Annotated in this window: 17 protein-coding genes and 1 pseudogene; 3 read left to right on the plus strand and 15 right to left on the minus strand. The window is 69.6% G+C overall.

The annotated features are described in order from the left end of the window. From HV824_RS21210 to HV824_RS21280, 15 genes and pseudogenes are all read right to left on the minus strand, one after another. Window positions 1-461 (minus strand): annotated as a pseudogene (locus HV824_RS21210) (hypothetical protein); the annotation flags it as partial. 20 nt (window positions 462-481) lie between these two features. Further along, window positions 482-628, minus strand: coding sequence for a hypothetical protein (locus HV824_RS21215; RefSeq protein ID WP_176420834.1), 147 nt, complete (start codon window positions 626-628; stop codon window positions 482-484). Window positions 629-660: 32 nt separating this feature from the next. After that, the gene (locus tag HV824_RS21220; RefSeq protein ID WP_176424076.1) at window positions 661-3,756 is read right to left on the minus strand and encodes a PQQ-binding-like beta-propeller repeat protein; all 3,096 of its coding nucleotides are present in this window, start codon (window positions 3,754-3,756) and stop codon (window positions 661-663) included. 11 nt (window positions 3,757-3,767) lie between these two features. Next, the gene (locus HV824_RS21225; protein ID WP_217917600.1) at window positions 3,768-4,301 is read right to left on the minus strand and encodes a hypothetical protein; all 534 of its coding nucleotides are present in this window, start codon (window positions 4,299-4,301) and stop codon (window positions 3,768-3,770) included. Next, entirely contained in the window at window positions 4,301-4,597 is a 297-nt protein-coding gene (locus HV824_RS21230; protein WP_176420831.1) for a PqqD family protein, read from the minus strand. The genes HV824_RS21225 and HV824_RS21230 overlap by 1 nt, the downstream gene beginning before the upstream one ends. Then, window positions 4,594-5,001: a S24/S26 family peptidase gene (locus tag HV824_RS21235; protein WP_255208210.1), complete on the minus strand. Its 408-nt coding sequence runs from the start codon at window positions 4,999-5,001 to the stop codon at window positions 4,594-4,596. The genes HV824_RS21230 and HV824_RS21235 overlap by 4 nt, the downstream gene beginning before the upstream one ends. A gap of 145 nt (window positions 5,002-5,146) precedes the next feature. After that, window positions 5,147-6,394 carry a histidine--tRNA ligase gene (hisS, locus tag HV824_RS21240; protein WP_217917603.1) on the minus strand — a complete coding sequence of 416 codons (1,248 nt, stop codon included), beginning with the start codon at window positions 6,392-6,394 and terminating at the stop codon, window positions 5,147-5,149. Between the two features lie 26 nt (window positions 6,395-6,420). Then, entirely contained in the window at window positions 6,421-7,263 is an 843-nt protein-coding gene (gene asd, locus HV824_RS21245; protein WP_176420828.1) for an archaetidylserine decarboxylase, read from the minus strand. 15 nt (window positions 7,264-7,278) lie between these two features. Continuing rightward, window positions 7,279-7,998 (minus strand): hypothetical protein, encoded by a 720-nt coding sequence (locus tag HV824_RS21250; RefSeq protein WP_368671039.1) that lies wholly within the window; start codon window positions 7,996-7,998, stop codon window positions 7,279-7,281. 59 nt (window positions 7,999-8,057) lie between these two features. After that, a complete protein-coding gene (locus tag HV824_RS21255; protein WP_176420827.1) occupies window positions 8,058-8,789 on the minus strand; it encodes a metallophosphoesterase in 732 nt (243 codons plus the stop codon). 27 nt (window positions 8,790-8,816) lie between these two features. Continuing rightward, window positions 8,817-9,170: a TIGR02266 family protein gene (locus tag HV824_RS21260; RefSeq protein WP_217917601.1), complete on the minus strand. Its 354-nt coding sequence runs from the start codon at window positions 9,168-9,170 to the stop codon at window positions 8,817-8,819. A gap of 99 nt (window positions 9,171-9,269) precedes the next feature. After that, entirely contained in the window at window positions 9,270-10,196 is a 927-nt protein-coding gene (locus HV824_RS21265) for a PfkB family carbohydrate kinase (RefSeq protein WP_176420826.1), read from the minus strand. 111 nt (window positions 10,197-10,307) lie between these two features. After that, on the minus strand, window positions 10,308-11,837 hold the full coding sequence (locus tag HV824_RS21270) for an MlaD family protein (RefSeq protein WP_176420825.1): 1,530 nt from the start codon (window positions 11,835-11,837) through the stop codon (window positions 10,308-10,310). A gap of 106 nt (window positions 11,838-11,943) precedes the next feature. Then, complete coding sequence (locus tag HV824_RS21275; RefSeq protein ID WP_176411767.1) at window positions 11,944-12,681, minus strand: ABC transporter ATP-binding protein; 738 nt, start codon at window positions 12,679-12,681, stop codon at window positions 11,944-11,946. 41 nt (window positions 12,682-12,722) lie between these two features. Continuing rightward, a complete protein-coding gene (locus HV824_RS21280) occupies window positions 12,723-13,538 on the minus strand; it encodes an ABC transporter permease (RefSeq protein WP_176420824.1) in 816 nt (271 codons plus the stop codon). Between the two features lie 30 nt (window positions 13,539-13,568). Here HV824_RS21280 and HV824_RS21285 point away from each other — a divergent pair, with 30 nt between their 5' ends. From HV824_RS21285 to HV824_RS21295, 3 genes are all read left to right on the plus strand, one after another. Continuing rightward, window positions 13,569-14,273 (plus strand): hypothetical protein, encoded by a 705-nt coding sequence (locus HV824_RS21285; protein ID WP_176424083.1) that lies wholly within the window; start codon window positions 13,569-13,571, stop codon window positions 14,271-14,273. A gap of 36 nt (window positions 14,274-14,309) precedes the next feature. Then, the gene (locus tag HV824_RS21290; protein WP_176424077.1) at window positions 14,310-15,776 is read left to right on the plus strand and encodes a hypothetical protein; all 1,467 of its coding nucleotides are present in this window, start codon (window positions 14,310-14,312) and stop codon (window positions 15,774-15,776) included. A 255-nt stretch (window positions 15,777-16,031) separates the two neighbouring features. Further along, entirely contained in the window at window positions 16,032-16,697 is a 666-nt protein-coding gene (locus tag HV824_RS21295; RefSeq protein ID WP_176420822.1) for a hydrolase, read from the plus strand. Window positions 16,698-16,898 lie beyond the last annotated feature (201 nt).

The raw sequence follows: 16,898 nt of genomic DNA on the forward strand, positions 1-16,898 counted from the left end.
CACAAGGCCCCCAACGTGCTCTTCCCCGCGCCCGAGTGCCCCGTGAAGAGCGCGGCCCGGCCCTGGTGCGCCACCGCCACGCCGTGCACCAGCAGCCCGCCACGCCGAGCCAGCGCCCGGGCAAGCATCACCTTCAGCACCGTCTCCACGGGGAAGCGCCCCGGCCCCTCCACGTGCGCCTGGAGGCCGTCAGCGGACAGGGTCGCGTCGTAGTCCTCGCCGGCCAGGCGCAGCGCGCCGTCCTCCCCGCGGAGGACTCGGGGCAGCTCGCGAGTGGCTGGAGCAGGACGCGCCTGGGCGGGGGCCACGGCCACGAGCCGAGCCACCTCACCATCCTGTCGCGCTGGGGACACCACGAACCGGGAGAACATGCGCCGGAGCGAGTCTCGCAGGCCTGCCTCGCCGACTTCCACCACGCCGGTCCAACCAGCGATTCGCAGGCAGAGGGCCGCGGCCGCCAAGGGGCCTCCCGGCGGGAGGCTCAGGGGATGCACTCCGACTCACCAGGAATCTGGCACTGGGAAATCTGCGCGAGTGCCACGAAGGGCTGCTCCCAGAGAATGACCGGCGGCTCATAGGCGGGGCCGGCGGCGGGAGGGGGCGTCGTCTGGAAGGCGTCCGAAGTCATGGCGAGTGCGAGCGAGGAAGAAGGGACGTTCTTCAAGGGAAAGGGACTGGGAACGCGCAGATGCGGCCATCTTCCGAGCCCACGTGGAGGCGGCTCACCGTGTGGTCGATGGTGGGAGTCCCGATACGCTGCGCACCCCCAATCGAGACCTGACCGGAGTCGGCGCCATCCAGCAGCTCCAACTGGTGGACCTGTCCGTCGGAGCTGCCAACGTAGAGGCGCGCGGCGCCATTCCGGTTGAAGGAGAAGGTGCCGGAGGGAGACGCAATCGGCGTGCTCCACCGGAGCACCGGCGGCGACTGGGCGGGCCCCGAGACGTCGTACAGCGCCACCTGGCCGGCCGCGAGGCTGGCCACGAAGCCCGCGCCCTGGGGCCGAACGAAGCTGGTGAAGGCAGGCGTGTTCGGCGCCGGGCGCGAGGCGACGGGCAGGCTCCACGCGAGCTGCGCCGTGGCGGCGTCGACGCCGTGCACGAAGCCGTCGCTGTCCGTCACCAGGATCAGGTTGCTGTACGCGTTGCGGACCAGGCTCAGCTCCACGTCGCCCACCGGGAGCTGGCCCAGCACCTGGCCCGTCAGCGTGTTCAGCACCCGGAGCGTGTCCGGCGAGCCCGCGTGCGCCCGCGTCGCCACGAAGAGCCGGTTGGTGGTGTAGTCCACCACCATGCCTCCCGCCACCATGCCCAGGTTTCCAGGCTGGTAGCTCCAGACCAGCGCGCCGGTGGCGGCATTCAGGGCCACCACCCGGTTGCGCGAGGCGTCCGCCAGCCGCGTGGCGAAGAAGACGAGGTCGCGGTTGGGGTGTGCGGCCCGGAACGCGGCGTTCGCGTAGTCGAAGAGCTGCGTGACGGGGAACGACTGGATGGTGCCAATGGGCTGGCCGCCGTTGTCCCACCGCCACAGCACCTGGCCGGTGGCGGCGTTGAGCGCGCTGGCCACCCCACCCTGGTCGCCCACGAGGAGGTACTGCCCGGACAGGCCATGCAGGGGCACCACCGGGAAGCGGCTGCCGATGAGGCCCGCCAGCGGGCGAGGCCGCCACCGCTCCGCGCCATCCGCCGACGGGTTGGTGACATGGGTGAGGTTGGCGACGACGGAGTCGTTGAAGGCGCTGAAGATGCCCGTGCCCAGCTCGGTGATGGGCTGCTGCGAGGCATTCAGGCCCACCGAGTAGCACCACAGCGGCGCGGCGCCCACGCGTGCCCGAGGCGTGGCCACCAGGGCCTCCGACGTGGGCTGGTTGCCCGGCGAGTACCACCGCAGGTCATCCGAGTTGAAGACGCGGTAGTAGTACGTGGTGCCGTTGGTGACGGACGTATCGGTGAACGTCGTGGTGGCGCCCACGTCGTCCGCGTACACCACCTGGGCGTTGCCCAGGTGCGCCCCCACCGCGTAGGTCAACCCTTGCGTCGGCGATAGGTTCGGCGGCGCGCCCTCCGCGCGAAGCACCAGCACCCCCCCGTGCACCGCCGGGTTGTCCCAGGTGAGCGTCACGCTGCCATCACGCGCCACGCCCGTGAGGCGGTTGACGTCGGGCACGGTGCCCTGCACCAGCGTCATGGGGGTTTCGACGCGAATCTGCGGCCCGCCGTAGTCATCGATGAGGTGGAAGCGATGACGGAACGTGGTGGGCCCGGACAACGACGCACCCGACCCGAAGTTGGAATACACCACCGTGAAGGAGCGCTCGCCGTTGACCGGGATGCCCGTGGCGTTCGTCGACTCCCAGGTGATGCCCGTGGTGTTGTTGGACGCCATGATCCACCCGGAGGGCGTCCCCAGCACGCCAGCGATGTTGAAGTAGTTGAGCGCGGGCCGCAGCAGCCGGACCTCATACAGCGGCATGGGGCCCCGGTTCTGGATGGTGTAGACGATGGACCGGTTCGTGGAGTTGGCGGCCACCGCGCGGATGTTCGTCCGCACGCGGTGCAACACGATGCGCCCCTGGTTCGAATCCACCAGGTCCGACGTCACGGCGGCGCCGTTGCGCGTGGCATCCACCTGCCCCCGGAACCGGTAGCTCGCGAACTGGGACCCCGTCAGCCGGTACGTCCAGACGAAGTGCGCTGAGGCGCCCGGGTCCAGCCGGGGAACGCTCGCGGGCCCAGGCCCCGACTCGAGCGCCGCCGCCGCCGAGCCGTCGAACACGGGCGCCCTCGGCGTCACGTTCAGGAACGTGTCCGTCGAAGACGGGTTGGTCACCGTGAGCCGCACGCGCACAATCTCATTGTTGAACGCGTCGTCGGTGTCCACGTCCATGGCCACCGGGAGCGCGCCCACGTTGACCATCCGCGTGTCCACCACGGGCGACCGGGTGTTCCCGTTCCCGCTGACGCCCTGCACCTGCGCCACCAGCGTCCCGGCCGAGCCCGTCCGCGCGAGCGCGGCGTAGACGCCCGCGTTCCCGCTGGAGATGTTCGAGCGGAACGACGCCGGCTCGACGTCCACCACCTGGAAGGTGACGGCGCCCGCCCCCGTGGAGGGCCCTTCAATCGTGCTGTTGTTCTGGGGAGGCGTCGTCCGGTTCTCCACCACCATCCGTGCGTCGACGTCGCCACCCACGCCCAGCACCCGGGGCCGCACGTCCACCTGGGTGTACAGGCCGGAGCGAATCCAGCTGGCGGCAGTGGTCGTCACCGACGTGGTGAAGTCCCCGCCCGCACACGTGTCACGCGCGAGCGTCTGCCCCGCCACGAAGCGCTCGTTGGTCTGGTCTCTGTTCGACGTCGGCGGAACCACGCGGAGGACGAACCGGGCCGTGTCGCCCTGCCCCAGGCCGTAATCGCCGCTCCCACCGCAGGAGTCCGAATTGTAGAAGATGACCCACCGCTCATTGGCGATGTAGTCCACCGTCCAGCCCGGGGGTGGGATGGATGCGAGCGGGATGTAGCCAGTGGGCAGCGCGAACCACACCTCGTTGATGCGCCGGAACTGCGGCGACCCGCTAGAGGTGTTGTTGCGGACGTCGACCGTCAGCTCGGAGGCTTCGTCCATCACCACCCGCGCGCGGGTGTCGCCACCCTGCGGCTGCGTGGTCAAGACGAAGGTCCGGGACGTCGTCTGCGCCCACCCCAGCGAGGGCGCCAGGAGCGCGGCGGCGGCAATGAGGGGAATGGAGAACGGACGCATGAATGGAGCCCTCACGGATCCAGAGTGAAGGAAGCCGCCGTCAGCGGCGCCCCATCGAGGAAGAACCGGGCCTGCCACGTCCCGCTCATGCCGGACGTCGCCACGGCGGTGCCGGCCACGGGCAGGGAGAAGCGCACCGTGCGCGACTCGTCCACGCGCGAATCCACCTCCGCCGAGCGCCGCTCATACGGCAGCCCGGAAGGCGGCACGAACTCCACGGACACGGTGTGCCGGCCACGCACGCCGCTCACCGTCAGGTCCACGTTCACCTGCGCCACCGACAGCGCGCCCCGGCCGCCCGCTCCCAGGTCCATGACGGTGGCCGACCCCCGCGGCACCACCGCTGGCGGGGGCGGAGGCACTTCTGGCTCATCCACCGGCGCGGGCGGCGGCCGGGCCTCCGAACCCTCGCGCGGTGGCAACACGTCCGTGGGCGCCACCGGCGCCTGGGCCGGGGGCGCGTGGACGGGGGCACGAGGCGCCACGCCTTCCGTGCACGAGGCCAGCATCACCGCCGCCGCCAGGAGCGCCAAACGCGTCCGCATCACCGTGCCTCCTCCAGCTCGTCGATGAGCCCCAGCCGGGTCAGCTCCGAGAAGAACGTGAGCGTGTCGATCAGCACCTGCTCCACGTCCCACCCATGACGCTGGGCCACCTGCTCCACCAGGGCCCGCGCCGTGCGCGTCCCGTCGCACAGCTTCCAGATTTCAATGGCCGTTCCGTTGAGCCCACGCAGGGTGTTGCCCTCGGCGTCCAGGATGATGAAGTCCGAGCCGAAGCGTTGACCGGAGACGCCCTCGCGCCAGCGCGGCGCATGGTCCGCCGCGAATGCCTTGCTCATCGCGCACCTCCCCGGCCCAGCAGCGCCGCCAGGCGCCACTTCACGGCCACCCGCAGGCGGCCCAGCCACCGGGGCCCCCGGTCCCACCCCGTCTCCAGGACGACGCCGCCCCGGCGCACGCGGCGCACCCGCCCCAGCACCCGTGACGACGCCAGCGGAGGATCCTCCTGAAGTGAGTTGTCGCCACGCAGCGCCACCGCCTCGGCGTCCCACCGCCGCAGCCGGTGCAGCACCAGGGCATGATCAAAGCGCGCCAGCAGGACGTCACCAGGCCGCGGCGCCCCCTCCAGCGGCTCCACGCCGGCATGGTCGCCCGAGCGCAGCGACGGCCACATGCTGTCCCCGTGGACGGGGACCCAGCTCAGGGCCGGAGGCACAACAGGGACGGAAGTGTCGCGCGGCATCGCAGGCCAGTCTAGCCGACCCGACCCGCGCCCGCGAGTTCCCACCGCCCCGATAACTCAGCGTTTATCAGGGGTTACGCGCCTGCCTCAGTTTCTCAGACTTAGCAAGATCCACCTGGAATACTGTTCTGGACCCCACAGCGCCCTATGCCGGGACAGCCTTCCGCTCCCGCACCACCCTGGCGACCTCGTCGAGCGCGACGGGGATGGGCTCCCCGCCGGCCATGGGCTTCAGCTTCGCCTGGCCACTGGTGCGCTCGGCCTCGCCCAGCACCAGGGTGAAGTCCGCGCTGCTCTTGTCCGCGCGCTTCATCTGGCTCTTGAGGCTGCCGCCGCGGGTATCGAACTCCACGCGCAGGCCCTCGCGGCGCAGGCGGCTGGCCAGCACCAGGGCGGCGTCGTGTGAGCCCGCGTCCGCCACCGCGACGAAGACGTCCGGCCGCGCGGCGAACTGCTGGCCGCTCTCCTTCAGGAGCAGCACCAGCCGGTCCAGGCCACAGGCGAAGCCCACCGCGGGCGCGTCCGGCCCGCCCAGGCTCTTCACCAGCTTGTCATAGCGGCCACCGCCGCCCACGGTGCTGGCGGTGCCCAGCGCGGGGTGCGAGGCGACGAACTCGAAGACGGTGCGCGTGTAGTAGTCCAACCCACGCACCATTCGCGGATTCACGACGTGCCGGACGCCCAGCGCCGTCAGCTTCCGCTGCACGTCGTCGAAGTGCGCGCGGCACGGCTCGCACAGGGTCTCCAGCACATTGGGGCCGGCCGCGGCGATGGCCTGGCACTTCTCGTTCTTGCAGTCCAGGACGCGCAGGGGGTTCTTCTCCATGCGCTTCTGGCAGTCCCCGCACAGCTCCTCGCGGTGGGCCTGGAGATACTCCACCAGCTTCGCGTGGTACGTGGGCCGGCAGGCCTCGTCCCCCAGCGAGTTGATGTTCAAGGTGATGTCCTTGAGCCCCAGCCGCTCCAGGAACTGCATCACCATGTCCATCATCTCGACGTCCTGGGCGGCCTCCTTCGCGCCGTAGGCCTCCGCGCCGATTTGATAGAACTGCCGATAGCGGCCCGTCTTCATCCGCTCGTAGCGGAACATGGGCCCCATGTAGAACCAGCGGGTGAGCGGCTCCTGATTGGCGACGGAGTGCTCGATGTACGCGCGGGCCGCGGGCGCGGTGCCCTCCGGGCGCAGGGACAGGCTGCGGTCCGCCTTGTCGTTGAAGGTGTACATCTCCTTCCCGACGATGTCGGTCTCCTCGCCCACGCTGCGCACGAACAGGGCGGTGTCCTCCACCATGGGCGTGCGGAGCTCACCGTAGCCGAAGCGGCCGAACAGCTCGCGGGCCAGCCCCTCCACGTGCTGCCAGATCTCAATCTCCCCGGGGAGGAGATCGTTCATGCCCTTGACGCCCGCGACCTTCTGGCTCACGCGATGACTCCGATTCGCTTGCCCAGCCGCACCACGGCCTCCTCCTGGAGGCTCTCATCCCAGGTGACGCGCTTGGGCTCGAACAGGAGGATGACGGTGGAGCCCATCTCGAAGCGGCCCAGCTCCCCACCCTTCTCCACCGGCATGGCCGCGCCGTAGCGGTGCACCTTGCCGGGCTGCCCGGTGTGCGTCGTCACCTCGTCGTAGGCCGCCTTGATGCGCGACACGCACGTGGCGCCCACCTTCACCACGGCGCACTTGCCCGCCACGGTGTCCAGGTACGTCACCAGCCGCTCGTTGACGCAGAACAGGGACTGCTTGTTCTTCACCGACGCGGGGTTCACCGGCCAGAACTCGCCGGGGATGTACGCGTAGCCCGTAATCGTGCCGCCCAGCGGGGCGTGGATGCGGTGGTAGTCGCGCGGCGACAGGTAGATGGTCGTCCAGGCGCCACCGTGAAACGGCCTGGCGGCCTCGGCGTCTCCCAGCAGCTCGTCCACCGTGTACTCGATGCCCTTGGCCTGCAGGCAACGCCCGTGGTCCGAATAGCCCACCTGCGACACGCGGCCGTCCACCGGGGACACCACCACCTTCTCCCCCGCGTCCACCGGACGCAGGCCGGGCTTCAGGCCCCGGGTGAAGAACTGGGCGAAGGTCGGGTAGTGGTCGAAGGAGTGCTCGGCCTCCTCCATGTCCACGTCGTAGGCCTTGGCGAAGGCGCGCATCGCGGCCTGGTGCACCGGCGCGGGCACGGGCAGGCGCGTGGCCATCCCCACCACGGAAGAGAGCGCGGACTTGGGCAACACCTGCATCAACTTCATGAAAGTCTGGTCGTTCATATCGGCGAATCGGTGCTAGCGACCGGCGTCGGTCGCGGGTGCCGGACCGCCGTCGGGACTGACGGGGACGGTCTGCACGGCGCTCTTGGGTAACAGCGTGAGGACCTTCCCCGCTTCAATCAGGAGGAAGGCGTCCTGATGCTGGGGGTACTCCAGGCGGCAGGCGGTGCGGTCGGCGAGCTGCCAGGTCTCCCGCATGCCACGCCCCTGCACGTCGATGGGGGTGCCCCGCTGGAAGCACCCCCGGAAGCCCGCCACCAGCTCGGACGCGGCCGTGCCAGCCTGGGGACCGCCAGCACCGGCGTCCGGAGGCCCGGCGTCCGGTGCTTCCGCCGGAGCCGCGGGACGCGCCGGCTCCTCGGTGGACGGCGCGGTGTAGGAGCCCGGCGGCAGCTCCCGCGCGCTGGCCACGGCCTCATCCCGCTCGCTGGCGGCCGTCGCCATCCGCTGCCGTCCGTCCTTGATGCGCTGGAGCAGCTCGCGGGCGCCCTCGGCGTCCAGGCTGTCCGCGGGGACGCGCTGGAGCTGCGCCTCGATCTCCCCCACCCGCGGATCCAGGAAGGCGTCGTCCAGCTTCTGCGCGTACAGCTCGCGGAAGCGGCGGGCGGCCTCCTCGTACTCGGCGGAGGGCGCGGGAGGCTCGCGGCGGCAGGCGGTGGGCGCCAGCGTGAGCAGCACTGCGGAGACGACGCCCACGAGGGGCCTGAGGGACGCTCGGAGGACCAGGGTGCGCACGACACGGGTTTATGTCATTTCCCCGCGCCTGTCCGCCTTTTGTGCCCCGGAAGCGCGCCTCAGACGCCCAGGAACAGCCGCTTGCCGAAGTTCAGCGCCAGGTCCGCGTCGAAGATCTTCTGCGCCGACGTCTCGATGTCGTACTCGACGCGGACGTACTCCACCGTGCGCGCATCCGTGTCGCAGATGACGAAGCACGCCCGGTTGTCGTAGTCGCGCGGCTGGCCCACGCTGCCCACGGAGATGATGTACTTGTAGCCCCGGCGGATGCCGAACTTCTGGGCCACCACGTCGTTCACCTCGCCGTTGCCAATGGCGAAGGCGCGGCACAGGTGGCTGTGGCCAATGAAGGTCACCTCCGGCAGCTCCGCCACGTAGGGCGTCAGCTCCCGGGCCTGCTCCAGCGCGAAGATGTACTCGTACGCCTTCGGGTCAACGGGCGAGCCATGGCAGAAGCCCACGTCGCCAATCCGGTACGTGTACGGGAGGCTGCGCAGCCAGGCCATGTTCTCATCGGTGAGGACGTTGGCGGACCAGTCCAGCGCGTGCCGGGCGGCGTCGTAGTAGTACGAGTAGTCCATCCGCCCCGCCACCGCCGCGTCGTGGTTGCCCAGGAGCGTCACCTCCGCCACCGAGCGCACCAGCTCACAACACGGGTTGGGCGACGCCCCGTAACCGACGATGTCCCCCAGCGAGACGAACCGGTCCACCTTCTGGTGCTCGGCGACGCGGAGCACCTCGGTGAGCGCCTCGATGTTGGAGTGGATGTCGGAGATGACGGCGATACGCATGCGGGGCCTCGGTCCGGTGGCGTGGGCTCAACCCGCCCAGCCGGCCTTCACCTGGTTCTGCTGCTGCTGCGAAATCATCTGGCGAAGCCGTCCCAGGGTATCGCTGTCCAGGGACTCGAAACGCAACCCCATGCCCGCGGGGAGTGCTCGTTCCTCCGCCTCCCGGAGCCACACCACCGTGGCCTGGGCCTGGATGTCCTGGTGGCCCGCGGGAGACAGCTTCACCACCGTCCGCGCCCCTCGGGCCAGGGGCGTGCTCGTGCGGAGGAACAGGCCTCCCTCGCTCAAATTCGAGATTCGCGCGTAGAGCGTGACGTTGTCACCCTCGCACCAGCACCGAAGCTGGGTGGGAATCCGCGTGGACTTTCGGTTTTCGCTCAACCCGGAACCTTCTTCCGTCACCCGAATCCGCAGCCTAGGGACGGCCTGATTCCGCAGTCAAGTTCAAGGGGGTGGAGCGCCCTTCCCTTGCCCGGGGCCTCATCGCTCCAGGGGGCCCAGGTCGTCGAAGTGGGTCAGCTTCCGGAACTCGGCGAAGCGGGCGTGGATCTCCGGGCGCGTCACCTCGCGCAGGCGCTCCAGGCTGAACTTCTCCACCGTGAAGGAGGCCATGACGCTGCCCATCACCATGGCGCGGCGCAGCAACGCCTGATCCAACACGCCATTGGAGGTGGCCAGGGCGCCCATGAAGCCGCCGGCGAAGGTGTCCCCCGCGCCGGTGGGGTCGAAGACCTCCGCCAGGGGGAAGGCGGGGCACGCGAAGATGTGCTCGGCCTCGAAGAGGAGAGCGCCGTACTCACCGCGCTTGATGACCACGCGCTGCGGGCCCATGGCCATGATGGCGCGAGCGGCCTTCACCACGTTGTGCTCGCCGGCCAGCTGACGGGCCTCCGCGTCGTTGACGAACAGGAGGTTGACGCGGGAGAGCGTCTTGAGCAGCGCCTCCCGGCTGCCCTTGATCCAGAAGTTCATGGTGTCGGCGGCCACCAGCTTCGGCGCCTTCACCTGGTCCAACACCTGCGCCTGGAGCTCCGGGTGGATGTTGCCCAGGAAGACGTAGGGCGTATCCCGGTAAGACTCCGGCAGCTTCGGGGAGAAGGCCTGGAAGACGTTGAGCTGGGTGTCCAGCGTCTGCGCCTCGTTCAGCTCGTAGCCGTAGCGGCCCTTCCAGCGGAAGGTGCGGCCCGTCTCCCGGGTGAGGCCCTCCAGGTCGATTCCCCGACCACGAAGAAAGTTGAGGTGTCCTTCGGGGAAGTCCTCGCCCACCACCGCCACGACGCGCGCGGGGCTGAAGAACGAGGCCGACGTGGAGAAGTAGGTGGCCGAGCCCCCGAGGATGTCCTCCTTCTGGCCGAAGGGGGTTTCCACTGAGTCCAGGGCAACGGAGCCGACGACGAGCAGGGACATGCGAGCTTCCTGGGGGGAGATGCCGTGAAATCAGGCACGGCGCTCCCCTGGGCCCCGTGCCCATGCCGGGTACGTCGTTTCCTGTTTGACGTCAAGCGCCGAGCGGTGGGTTCAGGGCGTTGGAATGCCTGTCAAGGTGAGGATGGCCTTCAGGTCGTCGTCCGTGAAGAAAAGGCCGCCGCCCACGAAGAAGTCGCGGCCCGCCACCAGGCGCCGCGTCGCCAGGTCCCGCTGCTGCGCGTTGAGCATGTCGTCCATGCCCGCGATCAAATAGAGGTGGTCCACGGGCTGGGCGCGCAGGCTGGCGCGCAGGCGGGGGTAGCGCAGCTCGTCGTCCGCGAAGTTGAAGGCGTCCACCTGGAACCGGAGCGCGTCGTTGAAGAAGTGCAGGTCGGCGCCCACGCCGCCGGTGGACTCGATGAGGCCCACGCGCAGGGTGGTGAAGTACCAGCGCTTGGCGAACTGCGCGCTGACCTTGAGGCTCTCCTTCGTCACCTTCCGCGTCTGCACGACGGGGTCGCCCTCGGACGGGGGGTTGGTCTGCAACACCTCCGTCGTCACGCTGCCGCGCGGGTCGTCCACCAGCTCCAGCAGGTAGTACTTGTCCGGCTTGGGGATGAGCCGCACGGAGAAGACGTTCTTCGAGTTCCCCTGCGCGGCCAGGTAGGTGCTCTGGATGCCAATCTCCGCCTGGAGGTCCGTCAGCCGCGAGGCGAAGCGCGACACGTCCTGCACCGTCTCGCGGAGCTCGCGGCCCACGGCCTCGTCGGCCAGCAGCACGCCGGCGGCGCCCTCCCCTTCCTTCACCTTGCGGGTGATCTCCTCGATGTTGCCCAGGGCGCCGTCCAGCTTCTTGAGCGTCTCCTTGAGGCTGGCGACGGACTCCTTCACGTCGCCCTCACCCGTGCCCACGATGTTCTTCACGCTGCCCAGCACCTGGCGCACGTCGCGGGTGATGAACTCGATGTTGTCGATGATGCGGGTGATCTCCGCCTGGTTCCCCTGGGTGATGCCGCGCACGTCCTGGGAGATGGCCTCGACGTTGCCGACGATGGTGTCCAGGCGGTCCGCGTTGCGCCGGACCGTGGCATCCACGGAGTCCGACAGCCGCACCAGGTTCTCCACGATGCGCTGGAGCGACCCCGCGCCGCGCTCACCGCCGAGCACCTCCCGCAGCGCCCCCGTCACCTCCTGGATGTCGGCGGTGATCTGCGACAGCGACTCGAAGACGGCCTCCATGCCCTGCGTGTCGACGACGCGGCGGATCTGCCCGCCCGTCTCCAGGCTGGGGGCGCCCTCCGTGCCGGGGTTGAGGTCCAGCAGGTAGTCACCCAGCAGCGACTCCGAGCGCTTGGTGACGACGGCGTCCTCGCGCAGGTCCACGTCGTCGCGGATCTTCAGCCAGACCTTCGCCCGGGTGCCCTCGAGCGTGATGCCGTCGATTTCGCCCACCGGGATGCCGGCGATCTGCACGCGCCCACGCACGGCGAGCCCGGACGCATCCCGGAAATAGGCCCACACCCTCGTGGATTCGCTGTCGCTCAACCCACCTTTGCGAGCGAACAGGACGAAGGTGACGAAAAAAGCCCCCGCCGCGATGACCAGCAGGCCCACACGGAAGGGCGTGACGAGCTTCTTCACCTGATGTGACTCCGAGCGCGACCGGCCGCCGCGACTCTAACGTTTTGCATCCCGAGTGCCACATTTTCCTGGGGCCTGCCGCCCTCCCGCCGCCCCGCGCCCCCGGTCAATTCTTCCCGAACCAGGTCTCCAGGAACACCTTCACCGCGGGGTGCTCCGCCTCGCGGAGCTGCTCCGGCGAGCCGTTGGCCACGATGACGCCCTTGGAGAGGAAGGCGATCTGGTCCGCCACGTTGAAGGCGGAGGAGATGTCATGGCTGATGACCACGCTGGTGACGCCCAGCTCCTTCTGGGCGGCCAGGATCATCTCGTCCACGTAATCCGTGGTGATGGGGTCCAGGCCGGTGGTGGGCTCGTCATAGAGCACCACCTTCGGATCCATGACGATGGCCCGCGCCAGGCCCACCCGCTTGCGCATGCCGCCGGACAGGTCCGCGGGGAACCGGTCCTCCACGTCCTTCTTCAGGCCCATCAGGTCCAGCCGCGCGCGGACCTTCTGGCGGATGACGTCCTCCGGATCCTTCGTGTGCTCCCGCAGCGGGAAGGCCACGTTCTCGAAGACGGTCATGGAGTCGAACAGCGCGGCGGCCTGGAACACCATGCCGAACTTGTTGCGCACGTTCTGGAGCGACTCGACGCCCATGGGGACGATGTCCTCCCCGTCGACGATGACCTGCCCCTTGTCGGGCTTGAGCAGGCCAATCATGTGCTTCATCAGCACCGTCTTGCCGGAGCCGGAGCCGCCCAGGATGACGCAGGTGCTGCCGACCGGCACGGTGAGGTTGATGCCGGTGAGCACCTTGTGGTCGCCGAACGTCTTGTGCAGGTCGACCACCTGGATCATCGGCGTGCCGGACGCCGGAGCGTTGGAGGCCGGGGGCGCCATCAGAAGAAGAGGACGCCCAGGATGAAGTCGAGGATGAAGATGGACAGCGCGCTGGCCACCATCGCCTCGGTGGTGGCCTGCCCCACGCCCTTGGCGCCGCCCGAGGCGTTGAAGCCCTTGAAGCAGCAGATGAGGGACACCGCCAGGCCGAACACGGCGCCCTTGAGCAGGCCCTGGAAGATGTCCTCCGGCGACAGCCACTGCTGCGTCCGGGAGAGAAAGGTTCCGGGGGAGATGCCCAGGCCCCCCACGGCCACCACGTAGGCCCCGCCCATGCCCATGGTGTTGAAGAGCATGGTGAGCGCCGGCACCATGAAGAGGCCGGCCAGCACCCGGGGGACCAGCAGGTACTGCACCGGGTTGACGGCCATGGTCTCCAGCGCGTCCACCTGCTCGGTGACGCGCATGGTGCCCAGCTCGGTGCACATGGCGGAGCCGGCGCGCATGGTCACCATCAGCGCGGAGAACACGGCCGCCAGTTCGCGGGTGAGCGTCAGGGCCACCGTGGGTCCCACCAGGCTCTCCGCGTCGAAGAGCTGGAAGGCGGTGGACGTCTGCAGCGCGAACACCATGCCGGTAAACGTGCCGGTGAGCGACACGATGAAGATGGACCCCACGCCCACGAAGTCCAGCTGGGCGAAGAGGTTGACCAGCCGGAAGGGGCGCCGCACGCTCCAGCGGAACACGTCCAGCCCCATGGTGATGATGCCGCCCAGGGTGCTGACGATGTCGATGAGGCCCTGGCCAAAGCGCGTGACGGCCTGGGTGAAGGGCCCGGGCTCGCGTGCCGGCTTGCTAGGGGTCTGCGTCGTCATTCGTTCAGGGCTACTCTTTATGGCGGCACGCTGGCCGGCACAAGGCCCGGAGAGGCAGGCGACGAAGACACTTCCTCCCTTGGAAGCGATGCCGTTATGTTCCGCGCCCCTTTACTCCCATGCCCGGCGTCGTCCCCTGCCGGGCAGAGAAACAGACGAACGAACATGGCAACTCATAAGGTCGGCGGCGAGGTGGATGCGCTTTGTACCCGATGCAAGCTCACCCTCGCGCACACCATCCTGGCGATGGTGGGAACGAAGATTGCTCGGGTGCGCTGCAACACGTGTGGTGGAGACCACGTCTATCGCGCGGCGCCCGGCGCGACGGATCGCCCGTCGTCCAGCACCACCCGCACCCCACGCGCGTCCTCCAGCGCGGCCTCCAAGGCGGAGAAGCTCATCATCTCCTTCGAAGAGCAGCTCGCTGGCAAGGATGTCGCCAACGCGCCCCGCTACAGCCCGAAGGACACCTACAAGGTGGAGCAGGTCATCCAGCATCCCACCTTTGGCACGGGCTTCGTCTCGGCTGTTCGCGGCGACAAGGTGGACATCACCTTCCGCGGCGACACCAAGACGCTGGTGCACGGCCGCGGCGGTGGCCCGGTGGAGAAGCCCGCCTTCAACCCGCCCAACCGGCAGGTGACCGGCCCCGCGGACAAGCCCCAGCCCGTCAGTGACAGCGCCGAGCCGGCGCCCGCGGACGGCGCCGAGCCGCCCCCCGCGTCGGAGGACTGACCGGGGCCACACAGCCATCATGGAGGGGCACGGACGATGACACTGCGCGCGCTGCCCCTCCTGATGGTCCTCGCCATGCCGGTGGCGGGGATGGCGGGTGCGCCTGACGTCACCGTGTCCTGGTCGCCCGAGCGCATCGTGCTCGGCGCCGATGCCCCGGTGACGTTGAAGATCCAGGTCCCCGCCGGCACGGGTCCCCTCCACGCCGCGGCTTCCACGGGCACCTTCGCCTCGAAGCGCGTGGAGGGTGGCGCTGTCCGCCGCTTCGAGTGGCGCCCTCCCTCGGTGCGTTATCCGCAGGTGGCCGTGCTGCTCTTCTGGACGGACGCTCCCGCCGCTGACGCGCCGCCCCCGGTGACGGTGGTGCGGCTGCCGCTGGTGGGCCTCACGGAGCTCGATGTCGCCACGGCGGCGGGCGCGCACGTCGAGGTGGAGGTCGCGAAGCGTCGCTTCGGCCCCGTTCGGGCGAACGCCCGGGGACAGGCGCGCGTGCCCGTCGAAGTCCCTCCCGGCGTCCGACAGGCGCGGGTGCTGGCCACGCGAGGGACGCTCCGCACCGATGCAACCGTTCCGCTGGACGCTCCGCCGGACTCGCCGCTGGCCGCGGCCCTCACGCCGCCGGCCCTGGCCGCGGTGGAGGGTGGCTGGCTGTTGATGGCGGGCGAAGCGCCCCTGCGCGCCAGTGACGTCGACGTGGTGGCGGAGGGCGCGGTGGTCGCCCCGGCTCCGGCGGACACGCGGCCTTCGTCAGCGGTGGTGGCCACTGCCGCTGAGGCCCTCCGGGCAACGGGGGCTCCGGCTGGAGACGCCCCTCGCTCGGCAGACGTCGGAGCCAAGGCCCAGGACGTGCTGCGCGTTCGCGTCATTCCCGCTCCCGGCGCCCAGCGGGTGAAGGTGCGCGTCCGTCGCATGGACCGGGCGCACGCGGCACACACCGAGGCCGACGTCACCGTGCTGTCCACGTCCGTCACCGCGCGCGCCTCCGAGGCGGTCGACACCTGGCGCAGCTCGTTCTTCCTGCTCGCGGGGGGCGTGTTCGCGAGCGGCGCCAACTCCGGTCCGTCGGGCGGCGTGGGCGTGTCGGTCCTCACGCCTTGGTGGCGTCACCGGATCGCGGCGGAGCTGGAAATCGGCGCCCGCACCGCCATGGACGGTGGTCCGGTGGATGCGCGCGGGACGGTCCGCTCGCAGGTGCTGGCTTTGCCCCTGCTGCTCTCCGTTCGCGCGGAGTTCCTCCGCCGCGGCGCGTTCTCCGTCCACGGGCGAGCAGGCGCCGGGCCCGTCCCCTTCTTCCACCACGCCCTCTCCAGCGACTTGCAGGGCGAGGTGAAGGAGAGCAGCGTCGCTGGCATGGGCTTCGTCTCGCTTCAAGCAGCCCACCGCTTCGGCCGCTGGAGCGCTCTGGCGGAAGCGCGAGGCGCCTGGGCCCCCATGCGCACGCCCTGGCTGGACACTCAGCTTGGCGGACTGGCCTTGTACCTGGGCATGAGGTTCGAGCCGTGAGCCGGGCTCGCGCCGTGCTCCCCGAGCCCCCCGGGCCGTGGGGACCAACACCCAGGCAGCGTGCGAGGAGCGTGTTTCAGTAAGGGGCAAGGGGCCGGGTAAATCCGCCCTGGCCGCGCGGATTCGGGCCAGCAGCGGCCTCAAGTTCCGGAGCAGGAACGGACCAGAAGGCGCAGTCCCGAACCGTGTCTCCGCTCCCGGTTTCGGGCCAGATTCCCGTCCCCTTCGCATTCCTCTCCAGGAGTCTCCATACCCATGAGCATGACCCAGGCCAACTCCCACCACGGGCTCGACGCCCTGCTGACGCCCCAGAACAGCGTGCTGGTGCTGATCGACCATCAGCCCTACCAGTTCGCCAACCTGCACAGTCACGAGCCGACGATGGTGATCAACAACGTCGTCGGACTGGCCAAGGCGGCCAAGGTCTACAACGTGCCGACCATCCTCACCACGGTCATCGAGGAGCGCGGCGGCTACCTGATCAAGAGCTTGCAGGACGTGTTCCCCGAGCAGAAGCCCATCGACCGCACCTTCATCAACACCTGGGAGGACCGCCGCGTGGTGGACGCGGTGAAGAAGACGGACCGGAAGAAGTTGGTGATCGCCGCGCTGTGGACGGAGATCTGTCTGGCCATGCCCGCCATCCAGGCGGCGGGTGAGGGCTTCGACGTCTACGCCGTCACCGACGCCTCGGGTGGCGTCAGCCGCGAGGCGCATGACATGGCGGTGCGCCGCATGCAGATGGCGGGCGTGACGCCCATCACCTGGATGGCGGTGGTCGCCGAATGGCAGCGCGACTGGGCCCGCGAGGAGAGCGCCGCAGGGCTTGCTGGCGTGCTGGCCGAGCACGGCGGCGGCAGCGCCGTGGCCTTCGCCTGGGAACTCCAGCTGTTGGCAGGCCGGCCCGGCTCGGGCGTCTGAACGCGGCCCTCCCCGGCAGGGGGGATCGAAACGGTCGGTTGCTGGGCAGACAGCAGGTTCCCCTCGGAGCGTGCTCAGTATCGGAGCCACACCCGGCAGGGGAATGACGGACTTCCCGACTGCTGGCATCGTTCTCCTGAGTCCGCTGTCGTCAGGGGGCTCGGGAGAACGATGCCTTGGAGACGCGCGCTGAACGGCTGA

Source organism: Myxococcus sp. AM009 (genome assembly GCF_013372605.1).
In the GTDB taxonomy this organism is placed as follows: domain Bacteria; phylum Myxococcota; class Myxococcia; order Myxococcales; family Myxococcaceae; genus Myxococcus; species Myxococcus vastator.

Excerpts from the sequence above, each read along its gene's own strand:
- HV824_RS21215 (WP_176420834.1), bottom strand. The coding sequence starts at position 628 with ATGACTTCGGACGCCTTCCAGACGACGCCCCCTCCCGCCGCCGGCCCC.
- HV824_RS21220 (WP_176424076.1), bottom strand. The coding sequence starts at position 3,756 with ATGCGTCCGTTCTCCATTCCCCTCATTGCCGCCGCCGCGCTCCTGGCG.
- HV824_RS21225 (WP_217917600.1), bottom strand. The coding sequence starts at position 4,301 with ATGCGGACGCGTTTGGCGCTCCTGGCGGCGGCGGTGATGCTGGCCTCG.
- HV824_RS21230 (WP_176420831.1), bottom strand. The coding sequence starts at position 4,597 with ATGAGCAAGGCATTCGCGGCGGACCATGCGCCGCGCTGGCGCGAGGGC.
- HV824_RS21235 (WP_255208210.1), bottom strand. The coding sequence starts at position 5,001 with ATGCCGCGCGACACTTCCGTCCCTGTTGTGCCTCCGGCCCTGAGCTGG.
- hisS (WP_217917603.1), bottom strand. The coding sequence starts at position 6,394 with ATGAACGATCTCCTCCCCGGGGAGATTGAGATCTGGCAGCACGTGGAG.
- asd (WP_176420828.1), bottom strand. The coding sequence starts at position 7,263 with ATGAACGACCAGACTTTCATGAAGTTGATGCAGGTGTTGCCCAAGTCC.
- HV824_RS21255 (WP_176420827.1), bottom strand. The coding sequence starts at position 8,789 with ATGCGTATCGCCGTCATCTCCGACATCCACTCCAACATCGAGGCGCTC.
- HV824_RS21265 (WP_176420826.1), bottom strand. The coding sequence starts at position 10,196 with ATGTCCCTGCTCGTCGTCGGCTCCGTTGCCCTGGACTCAGTGGAAACC.
- HV824_RS21275 (WP_176411767.1), bottom strand. The coding sequence starts at position 12,681 with ATGATCCAGGTGGTCGACCTGCACAAGACGTTCGGCGACCACAAGGTG.
- HV824_RS21280 (WP_176420824.1), bottom strand. The coding sequence starts at position 13,538 with ATGACGACGCAGACCCCTAGCAAGCCGGCACGCGAGCCCGGGCCCTTC.
- HV824_RS21290 (WP_176424077.1), top strand. The coding sequence starts at position 14,310 with ATGACACTGCGCGCGCTGCCCCTCCTGATGGTCCTCGCCATGCCGGTG.
- HV824_RS21295 (WP_176420822.1), top strand. The coding sequence starts at position 16,032 with ATGAGCATGACCCAGGCCAACTCCCACCACGGGCTCGACGCCCTGCTG.